The sequence below is a fragment of the Bacillota bacterium genome, assembly GCA_013314855.1.
Classification (GTDB): domain Bacteria; phylum Bacillota; class Clostridia; order Acetivibrionales; family DUMC01; genus Ch48.
Window position 1 is genome coordinate 1 of record JABUEW010000078.1, and the last position, 20,262, is coordinate 20,262.

The 20,262-nt window shown below is 36.0% G+C and carries 22 protein-coding genes and 1 other annotated feature; of the genes, 1 reads left to right on the forward strand and 21 read right to left on the reverse strand.

What is annotated here, in order from left to right:
• Positions 1 to 58: 58 nt before the first annotated feature.
• From rplL to HPY74_13460, 19 genes are all read right to left on the reverse strand, one after another.
• Positions 59 to 448 carry a 50S ribosomal protein L7/L12 gene (gene rplL, locus HPY74_13370; GenBank protein ID NSW91638.1) on the reverse strand — a complete coding sequence of 130 codons (390 nt, stop codon included), beginning with the start codon at positions 446 to 448 and terminating at the stop codon, positions 59 to 61.
• A gap of 92 nt (positions 449 to 540) precedes the next feature.
• Positions 541 to 1,074, reverse strand: a complete 534-nt coding sequence (locus HPY74_13375) for a 50S ribosomal protein L10 (GenBank protein ID NSW91639.1) — start codon at positions 1,072 to 1,074, stop codon at positions 541 to 543.
• Positions 1,075 to 1,128: 54 nt separating this feature from the next.
• Positions 1,129 to 1,274: a sequence feature (ribosomal protein L10 leader region), on the reverse strand.
• Positions 1,275 to 1,304: 30 nt separating this feature from the next.
• Positions 1,305 to 2,000, reverse strand: a complete 696-nt coding sequence (gene rplA, locus HPY74_13380; protein NSW91640.1) for a 50S ribosomal protein L1 — start codon at positions 1,998 to 2,000, stop codon at positions 1,305 to 1,307.
• Positions 2,001 to 2,058: 58 nt separating this feature from the next.
• Positions 2,059 to 2,484, reverse strand: coding sequence for a 50S ribosomal protein L11 (gene rplK, locus HPY74_13385; GenBank protein NSW91641.1), 426 nt, complete (start codon positions 2,482 to 2,484; stop codon positions 2,059 to 2,061).
• A gap of 58 nt (positions 2,485 to 2,542) precedes the next feature.
• Entirely contained in the window at positions 2,543 to 3,061 is a 519-nt protein-coding gene (gene nusG, locus HPY74_13390; GenBank protein NSW91642.1) for a transcription termination/antitermination protein NusG, read from the reverse strand.
• A 68-nt stretch (positions 3,062 to 3,129) separates the two neighbouring features.
• Positions 3,130 to 3,351 carry a preprotein translocase subunit SecE gene (gene secE, locus HPY74_13395; GenBank protein NSW91643.1) on the reverse strand — a complete coding sequence of 74 codons (222 nt, stop codon included), beginning with the start codon at positions 3,349 to 3,351 and terminating at the stop codon, positions 3,130 to 3,132.
• A 65-nt stretch (positions 3,352 to 3,416) separates the two neighbouring features.
• A complete protein-coding gene (gene rpmG, locus HPY74_13400) occupies positions 3,417 to 3,566 on the reverse strand; it encodes a 50S ribosomal protein L33 (GenBank protein NSW91644.1) in 150 nt (49 codons plus the stop codon).
• Positions 3,567 to 3,665: 99 nt separating this feature from the next.
• A complete protein-coding gene (locus HPY74_13405) occupies positions 3,666 to 4,592 on the reverse strand; it encodes a hypothetical protein (protein ID NSW91645.1) in 927 nt (308 codons plus the stop codon).
• 69 nt (positions 4,593 to 4,661) lie between these two features.
• Positions 4,662 to 5,375, reverse strand: a complete 714-nt coding sequence (gene spoIIR, locus HPY74_13410; protein NSW91646.1) for a stage II sporulation protein R — start codon at positions 5,373 to 5,375, stop codon at positions 4,662 to 4,664.
• A 130-nt stretch (positions 5,376 to 5,505) separates the two neighbouring features.
• On the reverse strand, positions 5,506 to 7,113 hold the full coding sequence (locus HPY74_13415) for a CTP synthase (protein NSW91647.1): 1,608 nt from the start codon (positions 7,111 to 7,113) through the stop codon (positions 5,506 to 5,508).
• A gap of 97 nt (positions 7,114 to 7,210) precedes the next feature.
• A complete protein-coding gene (locus tag HPY74_13420; protein ID NSW91648.1) occupies positions 7,211 to 8,776 on the reverse strand; it encodes a S41 family peptidase in 1,566 nt (521 codons plus the stop codon).
• Positions 8,777 to 8,887: 111 nt separating this feature from the next.
• Entirely contained in the window at positions 8,888 to 10,450 is a 1,563-nt protein-coding gene (locus HPY74_13425) for an S-layer homology domain-containing protein (GenBank protein ID NSW91649.1), read from the reverse strand.
• Positions 10,451 to 10,478: 28 nt separating this feature from the next.
• Entirely contained in the window at positions 10,479 to 12,233 is a 1,755-nt protein-coding gene (locus HPY74_13430; protein ID NSW91650.1) for a hypothetical protein, read from the reverse strand.
• Positions 12,234 to 12,404: 171 nt separating this feature from the next.
• On the reverse strand, positions 12,405 to 13,097 hold the full coding sequence (gene sleB, locus HPY74_13435) for a spore cortex-lytic enzyme (protein NSW91651.1): 693 nt from the start codon (positions 13,095 to 13,097) through the stop codon (positions 12,405 to 12,407).
• A 104-nt stretch (positions 13,098 to 13,201) separates the two neighbouring features.
• A complete protein-coding gene (locus tag HPY74_13440; GenBank protein NSW91652.1) occupies positions 13,202 to 13,840 on the reverse strand; it encodes an MBL fold metallo-hydrolase in 639 nt (212 codons plus the stop codon).
• Between the two features lie 34 nt (positions 13,841 to 13,874).
• Positions 13,875 to 15,569: an arginine--tRNA ligase gene (locus HPY74_13445; GenBank protein ID NSW91653.1), complete on the reverse strand. Its 1,695-nt coding sequence runs from the start codon at positions 15,567 to 15,569 to the stop codon at positions 13,875 to 13,877.
• Positions 15,532 to 15,996 carry a DUF1934 domain-containing protein gene (locus HPY74_13450; GenBank protein ID NSW91654.1) on the reverse strand — a complete coding sequence of 155 codons (465 nt, stop codon included), beginning with the start codon at positions 15,994 to 15,996 and terminating at the stop codon, positions 15,532 to 15,534. Before HPY74_13450 ends, HPY74_13445 begins: the two co-directional genes overlap by 38 nt.
• A gap of 48 nt (positions 15,997 to 16,044) precedes the next feature.
• Positions 16,045 to 16,857 (reverse strand): glutamate racemase, encoded by an 813-nt coding sequence (locus HPY74_13455; GenBank protein NSW91655.1) that lies wholly within the window; start codon positions 16,855 to 16,857, stop codon positions 16,045 to 16,047.
• Positions 16,857 to 17,978, reverse strand: coding sequence for a D-alanine--D-alanine ligase (locus tag HPY74_13460; GenBank protein NSW91656.1), 1,122 nt, complete (start codon positions 17,976 to 17,978; stop codon positions 16,857 to 16,859). The genes HPY74_13455 and HPY74_13460 overlap by 1 nt, the downstream gene beginning before the upstream one ends.
• Before the next feature lie 288 nt (positions 17,979 to 18,266).
• On the opposite strand from HPY74_13460, the gene HPY74_13465 reads away from it, so the two are divergent.
• Entirely contained in the window at positions 18,267 to 18,482 is a 216-nt protein-coding gene (locus HPY74_13465) for a zinc ribbon domain-containing protein (GenBank protein NSW91657.1), read from the forward strand.
• A 183-nt stretch (positions 18,483 to 18,665) separates the two neighbouring features.
• Here HPY74_13465 and HPY74_13470 read toward each other — a convergent pair whose 3' ends face one another.
• Complete coding sequence (locus tag HPY74_13470; GenBank protein ID NSW91658.1) at positions 18,666 to 19,433, reverse strand: GerMN domain-containing protein; 768 nt, start codon at positions 19,431 to 19,433, stop codon at positions 18,666 to 18,668.
• 93 nt (positions 19,434 to 19,526) lie between these two features.
• Positions 19,527 to 20,189 (reverse strand): helix-turn-helix domain-containing protein, encoded by a 663-nt coding sequence (locus HPY74_13475; protein ID NSW91659.1) that lies wholly within the window; start codon positions 20,187 to 20,189, stop codon positions 19,527 to 19,529.
• Between the last annotated feature and the right edge of the window lie 73 nt (positions 20,190 to 20,262).

A 20,262-nucleotide genomic window follows, 5' to 3' on the forward strand; every position in this document is an offset into this window, starting at 1 on the left:
TTAGGCAATAAAATGAAAGAGGGAGCCTATAAAAACCCCCTCTTGTACAGTATTCATATTATTTAATTTCAATTGTAGCGCCAACTTCCTTAAATTTTGCTTCAAGTGCAGCTGCTTCTTCTTTCGGTATGTTTTCTTTAACAGTACTTGGTGCATTGTCTACAAGGTCTTTAGCTTCTTTGAGCCCTAAGCCTGTAACTTCTCTTACAACCTTAATAACTTTTATTTTTTCAGGTCCCACTTCTTTTAATACAACAGTAAACTCTGTTTTCTCTTCTTCAACAGGTGCTGCCGTTGCTCCTGCTGCTGCCGGTGCTGCTGCAACTGCAACAGGTGCTGCTGCAGAAACTCCAAATTCCTCTTCTAGAGCTTTTACCAGCTCTGATAACTCTAAAACTGTCAAGCTCTTAACTTCTTCAATTAACTTTGTTATTTTTTCACTAGCCATTATTATATACCTCCTATATACATCCATTAGTTTTATTCTTAATTATTTATTTTTCCTGAACAACCTATTACTATCTATTTGCAATTTAATTGTTATGCACTTTCTTTTTTCTTTGCAATTGCATTCAAGACCACTACTAAACCTCTTATGTTTGCATTTAATACGTTTACAAAACCTGCTATTGGAGAATTTAAACCTCCAAGTACTCTTGCAATAAGCACTTCTTTTGACGGCAGATTGGCCAGAGCTTTAATCCCATCTACGTCCACTATTTTACTTTCTACTACACCTGCTTTTAGTTGCAGCTTATCAAATTTATCTGCATATTCATTCATTATCTTGGCAGGTGCTACAACATCAGTTTCGCTGTAAGCAATTGATGTAGGCCCTACAAGGTAAGGATCTAGCTCTTTAAATCCCATTTGATTAACCGCAATTTTAGTCAATGTGTTCTTTACAACTTTGTATTCAACACCTGCTTTACGCAGAGCCCTTCTCATTTCAGTATCCTGCTCTACGGTAAGTCCTCTATAATCTGCAATAACAATTGTTTTTGCAGAAGAAAGCCTTTTTACTAAGTCGCTAACAATTTCCTTTTTCCTTTCAAGTATACGTTCACTTGGCATTATATTACCTTCACCTCCCTCTAAAGTTTACAAACTTACGCTTTCCCTAGCGCTTTTAAAATAAATAAACCCTCCACACGCACATAGACATATGAAGGGTATCGACTTCTTAAAATCAATCTTCTTCACCTCGGCAGGACGACATAACGTCTATTATGCACAAAGGCACCTGCTGTCTATGGCAAAGTGGTTATTTTCTTATTGTCATAATCTAAAGCATATAATGTTTCTCAACTAAGAGCCTTTAAAGGATTTATCTTAATGCCGGGGCCCATAGTTGATGATAGTACTACACTTTTTAAATATTGTCCTTTTGCTGCTGCCGGCTTTGCTCTTATTACAGCTTCCACCAATGTACGGTAATTATCCATAAGCTTTTCAGTGCCAAAAGAAACTTTTCCAATAGGACAATGAATGATATTTGTTTTGTCCAGCCTATACTCAATTTTACCTGCTTTTATGTCTGCAATAGCTTTTGCGATATCCATTGTTACAGTACCTGCTTTAGGGTTAGGCATCAATCCTTTAGGTCCAAGTATTCTTCCGATTCTCCCTACAACTCCCATCATATCTGGTGTTGCTACCACAGCATCAAATTCAAACCAGTTTTCATTCTGAATTTTGGCTACCATATCTTCAGCACCTACATAATCAGCACCAGCATCCTCTGCCTCTTTTGCTTTATCTCCCTTTGCAAAAACCAGTACTCTCACTTTTTTACCTGTACCATGGGGAAGTACTACCGCTCCCCTTACTTGTTGGTCTGCATATCTCGAATCTACACCAAGTCTCAGGTGTACCTCTACAGTCTCATCAAACTTTGCACTTGCAGTTTTTTGTACCAGTTCCAGAGCCTCGATAGGTTCATAAAGCTTAGTTTTATCAACAATTTTAGCTACTTCCAAATACCTTTTTCCTCTTTTCATATTCTTTTCACCTCCGTGGTTATTTTTCGGGAAATATTCTCCCTCCCACAATATTTAACTAGTCTACAACAACAATACCCATACTTCTAGCAGTTCCGGCTATCATACTTTCTGCAGCCTCAATACTTGCTGCATTTAAATCAGGCATTTTAAGTTCTGCTATTTTTCTAATCTCTTCACGGGATATTTTAGCAACCTTATCTGTATTAGGCCTGCCTGAACCACTCTCAATTTTACAAGCTCTTTTTAGTAACACTGAAGCTGGAGGAGTTTTAGTTATAAAGGTAAAAGACCTATCAGAATAAATAGTTATTACTACAGGTATTATCAAGCCAGCGTCCTTTGCGGTTCTTTCATTAAACTCCTTACAAAAAGCCATTATGTTAACTCCATGTTGTCCTAAAGCTGGTCCAACCGGTGGAGCAGGTGTTGCCTTTCCAGCAGGAATTTGTAGCTTTACATAGCCGGTTATTTTTTTTGCCATCTTTTGGTCCACCTCCCAATTTTATATAAAACAAAAATTTTTTGTTATAACGTTAACGTTATAACTTTTGTATTTGCGCCAATTCCAATTCCACAGGTGTTTCTCTCCCGAACATCGACACTGAAACACGGACCTTCTTTTTCTCAAGGTTTATTTCTTCTACTGTCCCTATAAAATTTTCAAGGGGACCGGAAATAACCCTTACACTGTCACCAACTTCGTAATCAACAACAGTCTGAAACTCTTCTACTCCCATAGCCTTTACCTCGTCATCCGTCAAAGGCACGGGCCTGGATAAAGGACCAACAAATCCGGTAACTCCTCTTATGTTTCTTACAATGTGCCAGGTTTCGTCGGTCATAATCATCTTAATAAGGACATACCCCGGAAAAACCTTTTTTAAAGTCGTTTTCTTTTTACCGTCTTTTATTTCAATCTGTTCTTCCATGGGTATTACTATATCAACAATGTAATCCTGCATTCCCCTATTTTCAATAATTTTTTCAAGGTTTGCCTTTACCTTATTCTCATATCCGGAATAAGTATGGACTACATACCACTTAAGGCCTTCGGACATTTCTTCAGGAAGCATTAAACCCTATATCCTCCTTGTTTTTCTTTATAAACTCCTATACTTTAAAAAATCTACCTTAAAGTCAACTCCACAATTTTTGATAACCCAAAGTCTACAATCCATATAATTACTCCAAATATGAAGCATATAACCAATACTGCAACAATGTTATTAAACAATTGCTGCCTATTTAACCATACAACCTTTTTTAATTCCGATTTTACTTCTTTAAAAAATTTCGTAAACTTCTTAACGGCCATTTTTGCTTTTGAATCTTTTACTTTATCAGCCATATCCATGCATCTCCACCATAATATCTATTTATATTACTTTATATCACATGTACACCATTTCCAAATTACCGCGTTTCCTTATGAGCCGTATGTTTACGGCAGAATTTACAGTATTTATTCATTTCAATCCTGTCAGGGTCGTTCTTTTTATTCTTCATGGTATTATAATTTCTACGTTTACATTCTGAGCACGCTAATGTAACTTTAACTCTCACTAAAAACACCTCCAGCCTTCCACCTTAACTTAATATTAGGCATAAAAAAAAGACCTATCCTAGGAGCATTATTAACTGTAACATAAAAGTTTTAAGAAGTCAAGAATTTTTTTCTTCCTCTTTCCTGCTTTCTACCAATGCCTTAATTACCTCCAGATGCAATTTGCTATCTTTAAATTTATCTTTCATTACCACAACCAAGGAATTGTTATTACAGGATTTGCCCTTTTTTGATAGGATGTAAGCTGCCGCTTCTGAATTATCCATACTTATCCCATAAACATGTTCCTCTTCATTCCCATGAAGCTTTAAACTAAAATATTCATCCCCTTTTATGTCTAATTCTTTAACAAAATCATCCAATTTTGCTATATCTGCTACAACTCCATATTCCCGAAAGCTATCTTTATCCATTATTAATATGTGGTAATCTCCCTGGGTTATGAAATTATACGCATTTAACATCATATTTATTTTATACGGTATAATTACCTCATTTTCAATCAACAGCATTCCTATATTAACTTCTTTAATATTTTCCAGCTTCTCTTTAATTACCTCTTTTAATCTATTAAAATATACCTCATTATATTCAAAATATCCAAAAAAAACAATATTTACCGTATCATCTTTATTGCTCTCCATAAAAAGAGGAAATATTATAGCTAAAATGAATGTTAATAAAATAGCTCCGGCAACAATACAGTTTTTATAATAGTAAAAAAAATTTTCCGCCCATTGCCTATTTATACCTAAGCTGCTTAACAAAGAATAAAATCTTGAATTCTCATTCTCTCTGAAAATACCGGATTCTGATTGGAATTTATCTTTTTTCAGATTTTCTATCATCTGGTAATAGGCTTCATTAATTTTTCCCATATTTAATCCTGGAACTTCATTTCCAGAATTTTCACGTTTGAGAACAAGGTGCTTCTTTGCCAATATATAATATCTTTTTTCTATTTCTTCCCTGCTTGCATCTTCTCTTATGCCCAATATTTCATGAGCCTTATATTTGTCCTGCATGAGTTTGATCGCCTATATCCTTTTTTAGTTATATCCTTTTTTAGTTGTGTTGTACCGGTTAATTTGATGTTAATTTGATACGTTAAATATTTTACTGATTATACCTGAAAACTTCATTTTTGAGTTTTGAAAAAACTCCAAAATCTTAAATTTAATTTTAACCGGTATATCTTTATCACTTTCTGCAGCAGTTATTATGCTGTACTCCTCTTTGGTTAAAGCATTTTTTAATTCTTCCTTCACAGAATCAGGCACTGTTCCATGAGTTACATCAACAAAGCAAAGAGGAGGAAATAGAACACACCACCAATTAGATCCTTCTCCTTTTCCTATTAGAACCTTCAGTGCTTGGTAATTCCCTGCAGGCAGAGTAATATCACCGTATGTTTTTGTAGGAAAAGGATATTCCCCTATGTCAATTTTTACCGCATAATTTTTGCCGTAAGTCTCTATCTTTTCATTAACAAGTTTTTTAATGCCATCAATATTCATATTTATTATTCTTTTTGACTCATTAATATCTTTCGAGCCTTTTAGCTTCGTTTCCATATATTCAATGATTGCATTTTTTACATCTATTTTTAAAGCCTGGTCTTCGTCAGAATTGCTGTTTGCCACTACATGGAGCCGTATTAAATTTTCCTCAAGGCCCTTTGAAATATCTTCGGAATAAAATACATAATGAATGCAAAAAGCTAATAAGGCAACAATTAGGATTGGTATTCCAGTCCTTAATATCCGGTTTTTATTAACATTAAATAATTTCATACAAAAAAACTTCATATTGTTATTGTTATATTTGTTCCTTGACGAAATATTTCTTTGCATAAAAATCCCCCAGCTTAAATACTTATTTTCTTATACATTAAAAGTATTGCCAGGGGTAAAATTTTTTATACAGTAATTAATTAGGTTAACTACCTTTTTTTTCTAACGAAGCCCTTATAAAATCTTTAAACAAGGGATGGCACCTGTTTGGCCTGGATTTGTATTCAGGATGGAACTGTACTCCTATAAACCATGCGTGGTTAGGAAGTTCAATTGTCTCTACCAGTCTTTCACTTGGAGATAGTCCTGATAAAACCATACCTTTCTCCGTTAAAATTTCTCTATACTCATTATTCAATTCATACCTGTGCCTGTGCCTTTCATAAATTAAATCTTCATTATAAATGCTATGAATTTTAGAACCGGCTTTTAACTTACATGGGTATAGGCCTAACCTCATAGTACCTCCTTTTTCAAAGACGTCCCTTTGCTCAGGCATCAGGTCTATAACAAGATATTTAGTTTCGGGATTAAATTCGGAGCTATGGGCATCTTTTAAACCACATACATTCCTGCAAAATTCAACTACCGCCATTTGCATTCCCAGGCATATCCCAAAAAACGGTATATTATTTACCCTTGCGTAGTTCACAGCAGTTATTTTCCCCTCAATACCTCTGTCACCAAAACCGCCAGGTACAAGAATTCCATCTGCATATTGTAAATAATCTTTAACAGTTTCATTGTTAATATCTTCCGCATTAATCCAGTTTATATTTACATGAGTGTCATTGGCTATTCCTCCATGGTTCAATGCCTCCACAATACTCAAATATGCGTCATGAAGCTCGATATATTTGCCAACAAGAGCTATTGTAACACTTTTCTTCAAGTTCTTTTGCCTATATACCATTTCTTCCCACTCAGCCAAGTCCGGTTTACCACATGTTATATTCAATCTCTTACATACAATGTCTCCCAGGCCTTCCTTTTCAAGCATGAGAGGTACCTCATACAGCACTTTTGCATCTATGTTTTGTATTACCCAATCAGCAGAGAGATTACAAAATAAGCCTATTTTTTCCTTCAATTCCCTGGTTAATTGCTTTTTAGTTCTGCAAACAATAACATCCGGCTGAATACCTATACTCCTTAACTCCTTTACACTGTGTTGGGTTGGCTTTGTCTTTAATTCACCGGATTTGTCCAGGTAAGGTACAAGAGTTACATGAATATACATTACATTTTCTCTTCCCATATCTGTAGAAAATTGCCTTATTGCCTCTAAAAACGGCAAGCTTTCTATATCTCCTACTGTACCTCCAATTTCAGTTATAACTACATCAATATTATTAGATTTAGCTACCCTATGAATCCTCTCTTTTATTTCATTTGTTATATGGGGAATTACCTGGACAGTCCCACCTAAAAATTCGCCCTTACGTTCTTTGCTTATAACTGAAAGATAAACCTTTCCTGTTGTAACATTACTGTTTTTATTCAAATTTTCATCTATAAATCTTTCGTAATGTCCAAGGTCAAGGTCGGTTTCCGCCCCATCATCAGTCACAAATACTTCTCCATGCTGATAAGGGCTCATTGTACCCGGGTCAACATTTATATACGGATCAAACTTCTGAATAGTTACACGTAGCCCCCTCGCCTTTAAAAGCCTCCCAAGAGATGCTGCTGTAATGCCTTTTCCCAGGCCGGATACAACTCCTCCTGTTATGAATATATATTTCACAGCCATTGTTTTATCCTCCAAAGCCGTCAATTGATTGTATAATTGCTCTACGTAGTTTTACTCAGTATATTTTATATTTATATATTATAAGTGTCAAGAAGTGTCAAGATTTTGTCAAGATTTCTACTGCCTTTGCGTACTGCTTATCATAGCTTAAAATTACCCTGTCTAATTCGTCATTTAATGCTTTTTGAGTTGTAAAATCCAATACTCCGCCGGGGTAAAACCCTTTGTCTGTACGGAATTTCCATATTGCCTTAAATGTTTTTTCATCCAGAACAGTATCAGGCTCATCTACATCATAGCCGAGTACTTTTAGAATCTTCTCTGCGTTGTATACATCAATCCCTTCATCACCAAGTCCAGGTTTCCATGTCCGTGTAAGTTTCTGTATATTATTGATACTAATACCATTTACCGGCTGAGGGTCATCCACTATAATATCCGGTATAATACCTACCCCGTCAATCATTTCCCCTTTTGGAGTAAGATACACACCTGTAGTTATCTTCGACCAACCTATTATTTCATCATTTGAAGGGCTAACATTATATTTACTAATCAGGTCATAAGCATTGACTGTTCTTGAACCTATCTGTTCCGAATACTTCTTATATGCCTCAGGGCTTAGAATAGGCAGCATGTTCTGGACTTTTGCCTTACCAAAAGTTTTTGTCCCGACCAATATGCCTGCATTTGTATCCTGTACAGCCCCAGCTAAAATCTCAGAAGCGCTTGAACTCATACCATTCACTAAAATTACCAGGTTGTATTTTAGTTTCGACAAGAACGAATAATATTCCTGATCAGGCATGTCATTGGATTTAAAGGTCAGTTTTGTTATTAATCCCTTTGGAACAAATTTCCTTGCCACAGCAATGCACTGATCAACTAATCCACCAGGATTATCTCTTAAGTCAAGTATTATCTTATTTACTTCTTTTAAATCCATTTCTTTCAGGGCAGTGGTAATAAACTCATCGGTATTGGCATTGAACATTTCCAGTTTAATATAACCTATATCATCTTTGATTTCATATGTAACAGGATTAATTTTAATTTTCATCCTTACAACTTCAATGTTCATAATTCCGGAACCATTGTTTCTAACTACACCTAACGTTACTTTGGTACCTGTTTTCCCTTTAATAAGGCTGGCTACTTCTTCTATTGACAAACCTCCAATATTCTTTCCATCCACCGTCACAATTCTGTCTCCCTGTAGGAGTCCTGACTTTTCTGCAGGAGAACCGGGAAATACTTTGGATACAACAATATAGTCAGCCCTTTTTTCCATTACCAGCCCTATTCCTTCATATGTACCTTCTACATCTCCAAAAAAGCTTTCGGCCTGACTTTGGCTAAAATATGAGGTATATGGGTCCATGGTAGCAAACATTCCCCTTAACGCCCCTTCTATTAATTGACTATCATCTATCTCTCCTGCATATTTTTCTTTAATCAGGTCCATAACACTCTTTAGATATTCGGGATCGAAAGTATTGTTTTCTGAGATGCTATCTTCTGATGCCAAAACATTTCCACAAGTTTTTGTGCCTGATAAAATTAAAAATACTGTAACAACTATGCAAATAAGAATTTTATTAAGATACAACACCTTTGTATATGACTTCGTATATCTTTTATTCACATGAATTCTCCTTTTCATAATAAAATGATTATATAAAAATAAATTTGTAAATCTACCTTAAAGTAAATTTACAAATTTATTTTACCACAATCCATTATTTTTTTGTACAAAAAAAAGAAAAACATAGCATCAATTATAACCAATTACCCGCTCCCTATAATCCTTTCTTATACCTTCTCTCATGTAAGTAATAAAGTTGCTTATCAAAGTGGCTGCCCTTGCTTTAGTAATTTTCTCGTCACATCTTATATAGCCTTTATCATCCCCTTTAATAAGCCCTATCCTATCCGCCACATAGATTGCGTTTCTGGCATAGGTAGGTATACTTGCGTCATCCTTGAATGGAGTTATGGCATAAGGATTTGGTGCTAATTCTTCCAATCCCAGGGCCCTTATAAAAACAACAACTACCTCGGCCAACGTAATTTTATCTTCCGGTGCAAATATCTCCTGCCCTCTTCCAAGAATAAGTCCTTTCTTATGTGCTTTATCTATTTGGGAAAAGTATTTATGATCAACAGGTATGTCTGCATAAGGGGAAATAATTTCTTCTACCTTCTCCCTGCTCCTTATTGTCCTTGAGCTTCTTGAAGCCGTTGTTTTAGCGGTAGGAGAAGAATCAACAGGATCCTCCCCGAAAGCCTCAACAAGGGCCGCTACAAATTCTGCTCTTGTCATAAATTCTTCAGGGTTGAATTCTTTTTCATTATTATTAAACACTCCAAGACTATAGAGCATTTTTATTTCATTTTCAGCCCAATGGCCTCTTAAATATGAAAGGTCATATACAGGCAGCCTTGTCTGTTGCGGGAATGCCTCAAGTTTTAAACTATCTCTTGTTTCAATCATCCTATAGGTTGAAATGCCTTTCGAGTCAAACTCCGGAAGACTGCAGAAATATTCCAATATGCTTGAATTGCTATGAGTCTTCACATAACCACCCTGAAAACTTATTTGTTCCGGTATATTCCCTACAAACTTAATGTCCTCTACAGCAGAAGATGAGACAGTTACTTGGGCTCTACCGCCCCACCTGTCATACGCATCACCGGTTCTTCTTTCACTCTTTATTTCATAATTTAATATGCATGTTTCAGTATTTCCCCAATACTGATCATATCCGAACGTTTTCCCTGTCATTTCCACTGTTATGGTACCACCATTATTTACATTTCCAATCTGGTAGGTTTTCTTTCCCCACATGCTTCCGGCAAAATAATCTATTGCCGGCTTTTTATCAACAAGTCTCGAATATGAAAATTCATAGTTTCTTAATACATATGTATCATTATTTATCCTTATCGTCTCAGAAGGATTCCTTAATAGCGATACTTCTTCTACCACCTGTCCGTCTTTTGTTTCAACTGTCTTGATATTATATGATATACTTCTTATAAGAGAAGCACTTTTATCAATGTTCTTCAGATTATATGTATAAGTTGCATTAACAGTATCCTGCCTTGTTGTCTTTTTTACAGTAACTGTACCTGAGAACACTATAGGTTCCCCTGTAATGAAGCACACTTCTCTGTACTCGAGCGAGGCATTACTATCTACACTTCCGGAAGTTATCCCTCCCTCATAACCTAATTGAACTTTCTGGGCAAATACAGGTAAAGGTTTAAAACAGGAAACTATAAGTACAAAAATTGTTGTAACTACTGGAGCAAAGAACTTTGAAATACTCCTCATCTAACCTCTCACCTCTCACTTCTAACAATTACTCCTCAACAATAATAACATAGGCATCTCCTGTTCCAGCCTTGTCTTTTTTTATAATCCTTACTTTGTCACCATTTTTCAAGGCTGATGGTTTTATCTCCTTGTCATTTTTCAGTATTAAACTGTTTTTGAGAATTCTAAGATTCATTTCACCACTATCTACCCATTTCCTTTGAGAGACGTCATAAGTTTTTGTCTTTACAAGATGTATTTCATCCGGTTCCTCAATAATTGTGCCTTCTCCACCTACAACACCGCCTCCTATATTGTAGATCTCACCTCTAATGTTATAAATACCATAAGGAGCAGTACTGATAACCTTAGCATCTAATCCGTCGGCAACTATATAAACCACCCTGTTTATAAAACTGTCTTCTCCATAACCTGTAAAATCATCTTGATTAATCAGTCCCTCTTCATCCAAAACCCTTGTATCAAAAGTAATATTAAATGTTTTCGGTGTGTTATTATACTCCCAATTTACACCATTTAGCCTGGAAAACGACTCAACAGTAAAATCAACGTTATCATTTATCGATTTTATCCTGGCACGGTAAATTTCTAAATTATCCAAAACAGGTTTATAATATACTTGTATGATACCGGCCATTAAATCGCCGCTGTTGCTCCTGTTGGCAACAATATATACTGTATCTTCTTCAGAAATGCTGTTTCCCTGCACAAGCCTTCCATCTTTAATTATAATACTTTCCCTGCCATATAATATATTTTTTAATTCTCTATCAATTGTTAGCCTTCCGGAACCGGAAATATGTTTTGCCACTGTATCATTATAAATTATTTCTGCTTCTTTTGAATTTCTAACAGATATGAACTTTACATGCTCACTGCCGCCGTAATCTTTTCCAACAGCAATGTATGCTTCCTTGCTTCTTAATAAGAAGCCTGCAAGGCTAATATCAGCTTCTCTCCCATTATAGAATATGCTGTATTCCTCTGCCAGTTCAAAACTGGTAAAACCTTTAACTCCCGCTCTTACCCATCTTCCTCTATCAAAAACGAGAAGGTTTCCTACAATAATTCTGTTGGATATATCATTCATATAGCTTATAAAGCCTTTATACACATTTGATATAAAATGCCGCTCCCCCTCTTCAATAATAATTTCTTTTATATTTGTAGATTCCGATGTCTTGCTAAGCAACAGCTTGATCCTGTCACCATCTTTCAAATCGCTTAAATCTGTAAGTATACCATTGACAAAAACTGCAACATCCTTGTTGATTTTAAGTATTTCTTGGTACTTCTCTTCCTGGTATTCTACAATTAAAGTATCTGCAGTTTTATAAAGCACCTTTGCATATTTTACAATATAATTACTAACACCACTTATTGAAACAATATAACCATCACTGTCCAATCTTATAAATACAGTATCTCCTTCTTCAATGCTTTCAAGGGTTGCCTTCTTATGGTTTTTCAGTACTTCAATATTATCAGGGTTTATATAATTGTATGTCTGAAGCATGTCCTCTCGTTCTTTGATTTGTATACCTTGTTCCATTATAGAAGGGTTATATACAGTTATGTAACCAAGAGCAGGATTGTTATCTTCCACAATACCGCTTATTACAGTAAACCCATATAAATTACTGTTAATCCGGTTGGAATCCTCAAGTTTATCATCATAGGCAAATAAATTGGCAGTAAGTATAAAAAACAGAAAGCACACCTGTAAAATTATATAAATAATTCGACGTATTCTAAAATGTCCCCTGGTAAACCGCCACATAAATTTCTCCCCCTACTATTACAGTACCATTAAAACCAAGAAAATTCCTGTAAAACAAAATAAGTTACAAAAATAAATTGCCTCACATTCTTTATCGGCAATTTATTCTCATAACTTAACTTAATGCAAAAATCAAAACGTTCTCTTGCCATATGTCCATGCTACATGCTTCTACTTTGCAAAAACATGCTTGCCTATCCTTACCACAATAGGCCTGCTCCAAATCCATTTGCTTGTCGCAGTAGCGGGGTTCCAGTAATATATACATCCATACGTAGGGTCCCAACCATTCAATGCATCCCTGGCAGCATTATATGCAGTTTGATTGGGCTGCAAGTTAATTTGGCCATCATAGACCACACTGAAAGCCCCCGGCTGGTAGATTACCCCTGCTATTGTGTTTGGAAATCTGCTATCTCTTACCCTGTTTAACACTACCGCACCTACAGCCACTTGACCTGCATATGGTTCTCCCCTCGCTTCTGCATATATTAGGTGGGCAAGTAAATTTGCATCCTTACTATAGGATTGAGTTGTAGCCCGCCCTGTGGGTAATCCAAGCGCTGCCAAAGTTTCAGGTCCCGCAATTCCATCAACCTTTAAACCGTTCTTTTGCTGGAAATATCGTACTGCTTGATATGTCTGATATCCATAAATTCCATCGATATTGCCTTTATAATAACCCCATTTTTTTAACCTGGTCTGAATTTCTATAACTTCCTGACCTCTAGAACCATAATATGACAGGACTTCACGGCCATATCCGTAAAGCTCCCACACCTTGTCTTTTAACTGGTAAACTATACATGCAAATAAGGCTATTAGTATAATACAAACTACAAAATTTAAGTATTTCTTCTTCAATAAAGTACCACTCCCTTTAACCTTTGTATAAACCGTAAAAATATTTTTGACTAGAATATTTTTTGCTATTTAGCCAAAAATATTCAAAGGGAGTGGATAAAATATTACTTATAATCCAACACAACAACACCCTTAAAGCTTGATAAGTTGCTTTTATCCAGTTCTATTTCCTGTTTTCCTGTCTTCAAACCTTTCCCTGCAACAGAAAGAAAACTGCCTACACCCTCAATAGGGAGGCCTACAACTTCGGTCTTAAAGTGCATGGGTATAGTTATGACCGGTTTTAACTGTTTTACTACTTCCCAGGCTTTAACAGCATTTACTGTAAATGTCCCTCCTACAGGCACTAATAATACATCTACTTCCCCCAATTTCTCTACCTGCTCATAAGAGAGTACATGTCCCAAATCCCCACAGTGACAAACTCTTATTCCGTCCACACTGAATTTGAAAATTATATTCTTCCCTCTTTTAGTCCCTTCTTTTTCATCATGAAAAGTTTCCACTCCAATAATTTCTATTCCTTTTTCAAGAAATTTCCCTGGGTTGCTGATATGAATATAATTACCCTTCACCAAAGCAACATTATTATGGTCATAATGGCCATGACTTGTAGTGACAATATCTGTTTCTACAGAAGGCACTTCATATCCCACTGTGTGGTCAAAGGGATCAGTAAGGATTCTAACGCCGTTACTTGAAGTTATAAAAAAGCATGCATGTCCAAACCATTTAATCTTCATATTATCTTTTCACCCTTTCTTTTATATTTTTTTATCACATTCTTTCAGGCGCAGTAATGCTTAACAAATCAAGCACATTCTTAATTACAGTCCTTGTGCTGTCAACCAAAACCAGTCTTGCCTTCATAAGGGGTTCCTCTTCTCCCTTAACCCTGCACGCATTATAAAAGCTATGGAAAAGGGAGGCTACATCCATAACATACCTGGTAAGCCTAGAAGGTTCCAATGTCTGGGCCGATATCTTTATTTCTTCAGGGTACTCCGCCAGCTTTTTTATCAATTCAATTTCCTCTTTTGTTTTAAGAAGAGCCAAATCTACCTGTCCTATATCCGGCACCGTTATGCCTTCACTTTCCAACACCCTCAGCATGCTGCAAATCCTTGCATGGGCATACTGGACATAGTATACGGGGTTTTCATTAGATTGCCGGACAGCAAGGTCCAAATCAAAGTCCAGGTGATTCCCGGATGCTTGCATGTTAAAGAAAAATCTGGCCGCATCTTTACCCACTTCTTCAAGTATATCGGCAAGAGATATAGCTTTACCCGTTCTCTTAGACATCCTCGCAATTTCCCCGTTCCTGTACAATCGGACAAGCTGGAAAATAATTATGTCAAGCCTATCAGGATTAACCCCTAGAGCTTTTACCGCCGCTTTCATCCTTGAAACATGGCCATGATGATCGGCCCCGAGAAGGTTTATAACCCTGTCAAAATTACGTTTTAAAAACTTGTTCCTGTGGTATGCAATATCTGATGCAAAATACGTAGGCACACCGTTGCTCCTGATTATTACTTCATCTTTATCTGCCCCGAATTCGGAAGTCTTAAACCATAAAGCTCCATCCTTTTCATAAGTTAACCCTTTTTGCTTCAAATATTCCATGGTATCATCAAACTCCCCATTGTCATAGAGAGATTGTTCTGAAAACCACACATCAAACTCTACTCCGTAGTTTTTAAGGTCCTTTTTTATACTTTCAATATTTTCCCTTAAAGCATATTGTACCAATTTTTTACGCCTTTCTGAAGAAGGTAAATTAAGAAGCTTGTCCCCATAAATTTTTATATATTTTTTTACATGTTCAATAATATCGTCCCCATGATATCCGTCTTCCGGAAACTCAATGGAATCTTCACCTTTCAGCAACTGTATATATCTTGCCTCGAGGGATACTCCAAATTTTTCAATCTGGTTTCCCGCATCATTTATATAAAACTCCCGGGTAACATCATACCCTGACGCCTGAAGGACACTGGCTATGCAATCACCTAAAGCCCCTCCCCGGGCATTTCCCATATGTAATGGACCTGTGGGATTTGCGCTTACAAATTCCACCATTACTTTCCGGCCTTTACCAATATCCAGTTTCCCGTAGTTTTCCCTTTCAGTTTGAATAACCTTCAAAGTGTAATACAGCCAATCATCTTTAAGGTAAAAATTAATAAAACCGGGACCTGCTCTTTGGACCTTCTCAATATAGGTATTTTCCAAATCAAGATTATTAATAATGACTGAAGCTATTTTAACAGGAGACATTCTGGCTTCGCGGGCCATTTGCATGGCCATATTTGTCGAAAAATCTCCGTATTCCTTCTCTCTGGGAATCTCGATAAATATATCCTGGATACTTAGTTGAGGCAACTCATTATTTTCAACAGCTTTACTTATAGATTGCCTTAATACACTCTCAATACTTTTTTTCATTTGTTCCACAACATTTGTCATTTGAACACCCTACCTCTCTGATTGACATGTAAAAGTCATTGTACCCCGTCTTGTTATTTATTTCAATATGATAATCCACACTGATTTCACCGCCGTAGTCATTCATATTTATACTTACATCACTGGCAAAGACTCCTACAGTAAAAGCCCCATAGCTTGTATCATAATACGACACATGTTTGTATCCTTTTTGAAAAACAAATTGAGAATTAACTGACCCTTCTCTCATAAGTGTCACAATTCCGTCTGCAACTTTTATGGTAGTAGTTGTCCCTTCCATGCCTGTAACTTCACTTTCATTATAAGTAATGTAATATGCATCATCTTTCTTATAATATTTCCCTTCCGTAATCAATTCCAGAGTATTGGACACTTCATCTCCTGAACTTTGCTTACCTCTTACAGAAATAATAACATTTTTATCCATAATAAAGGTCCCTCCTTTTTAATATCTTTTGTATAACATCTTTTATATTTAGTATTTTTCAATATCTGTCCTTTCAGCAGAAGTAATTTTACGGTTTAAAATTGCACTGCACAAAGGTTCAAATTTCTCTATGCTGTCGCTGGTATAAAACCTATAAACAGGCTTGATTTTTTCATCTCTTGCAATATTATTTTGCTCAATAACTTTTTTTACAACCCTGGCAACCTCTAAAGCAGAACTTACAAGTTTGACATCACTGCCCATAACTTTCGATATTGTCTTTTGCAAAAGCGGATAATGAGTACACCCCAATACCAGAGTATCAATACCCGCCTGTTTCAAAGGTGTTAAATACTCAAGAGCAATTCTGTAAGTAATATCATTTTCCCACCATTCCGGTCCTTCTTCAACCAGGGGCACAAAAAGAGGACAAGCTTTTGAAAACACCTGTATTGTATTATCAATTTCATTTATTGCTCTTTCATAAGCCCCGCTGTTTATTGTGGCAGTGGTACCTATAACACCTATTTTTTTATTTTTTGTATATTTTATACCTGTGACGGCACCAGGTTGAATTACCTCAATTACCGGTATATCAAAACTGTTCTTTACCGTTTCAAGGCTGTATGCGCTTGCAGTGTTACAGGCAATAACAATCATTTTAATATCCTGGTTAAGCAAAAACCTTATATTCTGAAAAGTATATTTTATAACGGTCTCCTTGGATTTTATGCCGTAAGGCGCCCTTCCACTGTCACCAAAATATACTATACTTTCGCCGGGCATTATTTCCATAATTTCCTTTAATACAGTAAGCCCCCCTAAACCGGAGTCAAAAATACCTATAGACCGATTATCCATCACAACCCCCTGCTTAGTTTCATTTTTTCTCCATATCTCTCTATGGCCAGCTCTATGAGCTTATCCAGAAGTTCCGTATATGATATGCCTGAAGCTTCCCAAAGCTTTGGATACATGCTTATCTGGGTAAAACCCGGCATGGTATTCAACTCATTTACATATATTTTACCGGTTTTTTTATGGACAAAAAAGTCAACTCTCGCAAGTCCTGCACAATCTAATGCTTTAAAGGCTCTTACCGCATATTCTCTTATTTTTTCTACAGTGTCCTCAGGCAGCCGGGCAGGAATTACAATTTCCGATGTGCTTTCAGCACTGTATTTTGCCTCATAATCGTAAAACTCATTGCATGGTATAATTTCTCCCACAGTAGAAGCAATAGGTTCATCATTTCCCAAAACGGAACATTCCACTTCATGTCCATCAATATATTCCTCAACTAAAATTCGCCTGTCATATTTCAATGCTAGATATACAGAGCTAATTAGTTCATCCCTGTTACGCGCCTTGCTTACTCCCACTGAAGAACCCGAGTTACAGGGTTTTACAAAGCAAGGATATGTAAGAGTATCCTCTATTTGCATTACCACACCATGAATATCTTTTGCAACCTGCTTTTTATTAAATACCAAATATTTCCCTTGAGGCAGCCCTTCTTTCTCAAATATTATTTTTGCATAATACTTATCCATTCCAAGAGCAGAACCCAGCACACCAGAGCCAACATATGGAATTCCTGCAAGCTCAAATAGTCCTTGTATAGTACCGTCTTCCCCGTTGCAACCGTGAAGAACGGGAAAGGCCACATCAATTTTTTTATCTTTCCTTTCCGCCCCTGAAACCTTAAAAATCTCTCTAGCAGAATTACAGCCGGCTCTTTCAGTCAAGCTTTTTGTTGTATGCCTTCCCGACTCAGCAATAGCTTTCCATTCTCCTGTACTGAGTTTGTCTACCGGACCTTCGTAAGTTAACCATTTCCCTTCTCTAGTAATCCCTATCATAACTACTTCATATTTATTTCTATCCAGATTATTAATTACCGATTGGGCAGAAACCCTTGAAACTTCATGTTCAGACGATTGTCCACCGAAAATCACCGCCACCCTTTTCTTTTCACTCATTATAAATCTCTCCTAATTCCTAATAATTCCTAATAATTAAATAATATAAATAATATTTTAAAGTTGCAACTACTATTAAGTATTTTTAATTTATATGTATAATATATATTTTTCATTTTACTATTTATGAATAACATGAGTCAACATTACAATGCGTCCCCGTCAACTCAAATTATTTGAAATGGACACCAGGGATATGTTATAATTTAATCAATGACTGCATAGAGCTGAATTAAGTATTGTGTCCTCATAAATAAGTAAAATATGGTTATTCGGGAGGTAATAATTATGCCTTTTTATGATTTAAAATGTAATGAATGCGGTAAAGAATTTAATGTTATGGCCAAAATTAGTGAAAGAGAAAAAAAATTGATCACGTGTCCTAACTGCGGCAATAATGAATTAGAACCAATTTTTACAAATCTTAACTTTATAACCTCACGTAAACCGGATAACCCTGTTTGTCCAAATATTGAACGCTGCGGAGGATGCTGTAATTTCTAGAAATTAGAGGTGAGAGGTTAGGGGTGAGAAGTTAGGGGTGAGAGGTGAGAAGTAGGAAGTTGGAAGTGGGAGGTTAGAGGTCAGAGGTGAGATGTTAGATGTTTGAAGGTGAGAGGTCGACCTACCTTCCTCCCCCTCCCAAACTTATATTACTCCGGAAATTTCCAATAGCTCCCTATTCATTTATTCCAGGATTTCTTCCTCGTCTGCATCACCGAATGTTTCATTTGTTTTATCTTCATCTTTTTGTCCATTTTCTTTATCTCTCAAGTCTTCGCCGTCACTCTCCTTGTTTTTATCCTCTATTAAGCTCTTTTCATCTGTTTCAATTTCACCTCTTACAGGAGGTTCTTTGCTAATTATTGAAGTACTCCTAGGAAAAGGTGCATCAAATTTAAAGCTTCCTTTAAACTGAGCTTTAGACTTACCTTCAATTTTAAATTTAACCTTTTCAATTTCACGAAGCTCTGTTAAAGAATTTACGATTGAATAAATTGTGAGCTTTTCAGCATCTTTTTCACCCGAATGTTTTTCAACGAACTCCTTACTGAAATCAACATTAGCTGTATTCCCTTCAATAATAACGTTTGATAATAGTTTTGTACCTTCCGGTATTGTACTTTTAAGTCCTGTACCTTTACCTGGGCCCTTTATTAATTCTTTGATAATCACAGTTGCCAGGCTTTCGGTATTGCCCCCCGTATCACTTGCATCAATATACCGAATTTCAGCCCTCAACTTGGTATTGTCTTCATTGGCAAAGTATAAACGGATTGGTTTTTTATCTTTAAGTTTACTTGCTTCCTCCTCATCCATAACTAAACTGCTTGCGGGACGAAGCTCATCATTGTCTGTATCTCCAAACACAAGTTTTTGTAAAATACTACACCCGGTAGTAAATATCAGTGCTAAAATGCATAATATTAAAATACAAAACAGTTTTCTTTGCATAAACCAGCACCCCGCAAAAATAATCTTATACGATATTCTTATGCAGGGTACATTTTCAGTATTCTTTATTATGTAAAAAATTAAAATATAAACTCATTCTATTCCATTTCTGAATATTTTATATATAAACTCCTTTAATACAAAATCCGGGTTTATTTTCATATCAAATAATTTTTTTGCAAAAATCAAATATTGCAGGCTATCAGGGTTATTGACCCATTCTTTCAATTCTTTATCAGTAATATGGGAAAGGCTCATTTGGTTCAATGTTTCCTTAAGCTTGCCTATATTCTCCTTAATTGTAAATTCAAGGTCCGTATGTATCTCACCTTTATAAAAGACTTTCGGGTTTACCCCTTCATATTTTGCAATAGCATTAATATATGTAGGTTCAGGATTAATCATTTTACCTTTTTCCATCCCTTCCAGGGTTTCAGGAGGAATTTTTGTTCCTGTAGCATGCTCTATATCTTTTGATAATTCTTCAAAAGACATGTTTCTTTTTTCTCTGATTTTTCTTACACTATCAGCGTTAACCAGCCCTTTCTCCAGGTATCCGGCAATATAAAGGAGCTCCTCATATGAAACCCCCAAAGGGCCCGCAAGTTTCTTTAATGTTTCAGGGGCAGGTTTTGAAATATTTTTCTCAATCCTGTTTATAGTCGCATTACTAACTTTTGATAAATAGCCAAGCTTTCTCTGGCTGTAGTTTTTAGCCTCCCTTAAGGATCTAATATATTCACCAATGTACTCCACTTATCATTATCACCCAAATATGATTTTATAACACAAAATAATAAAAGTGAAATAAAAATAACCCTTTTTTAAA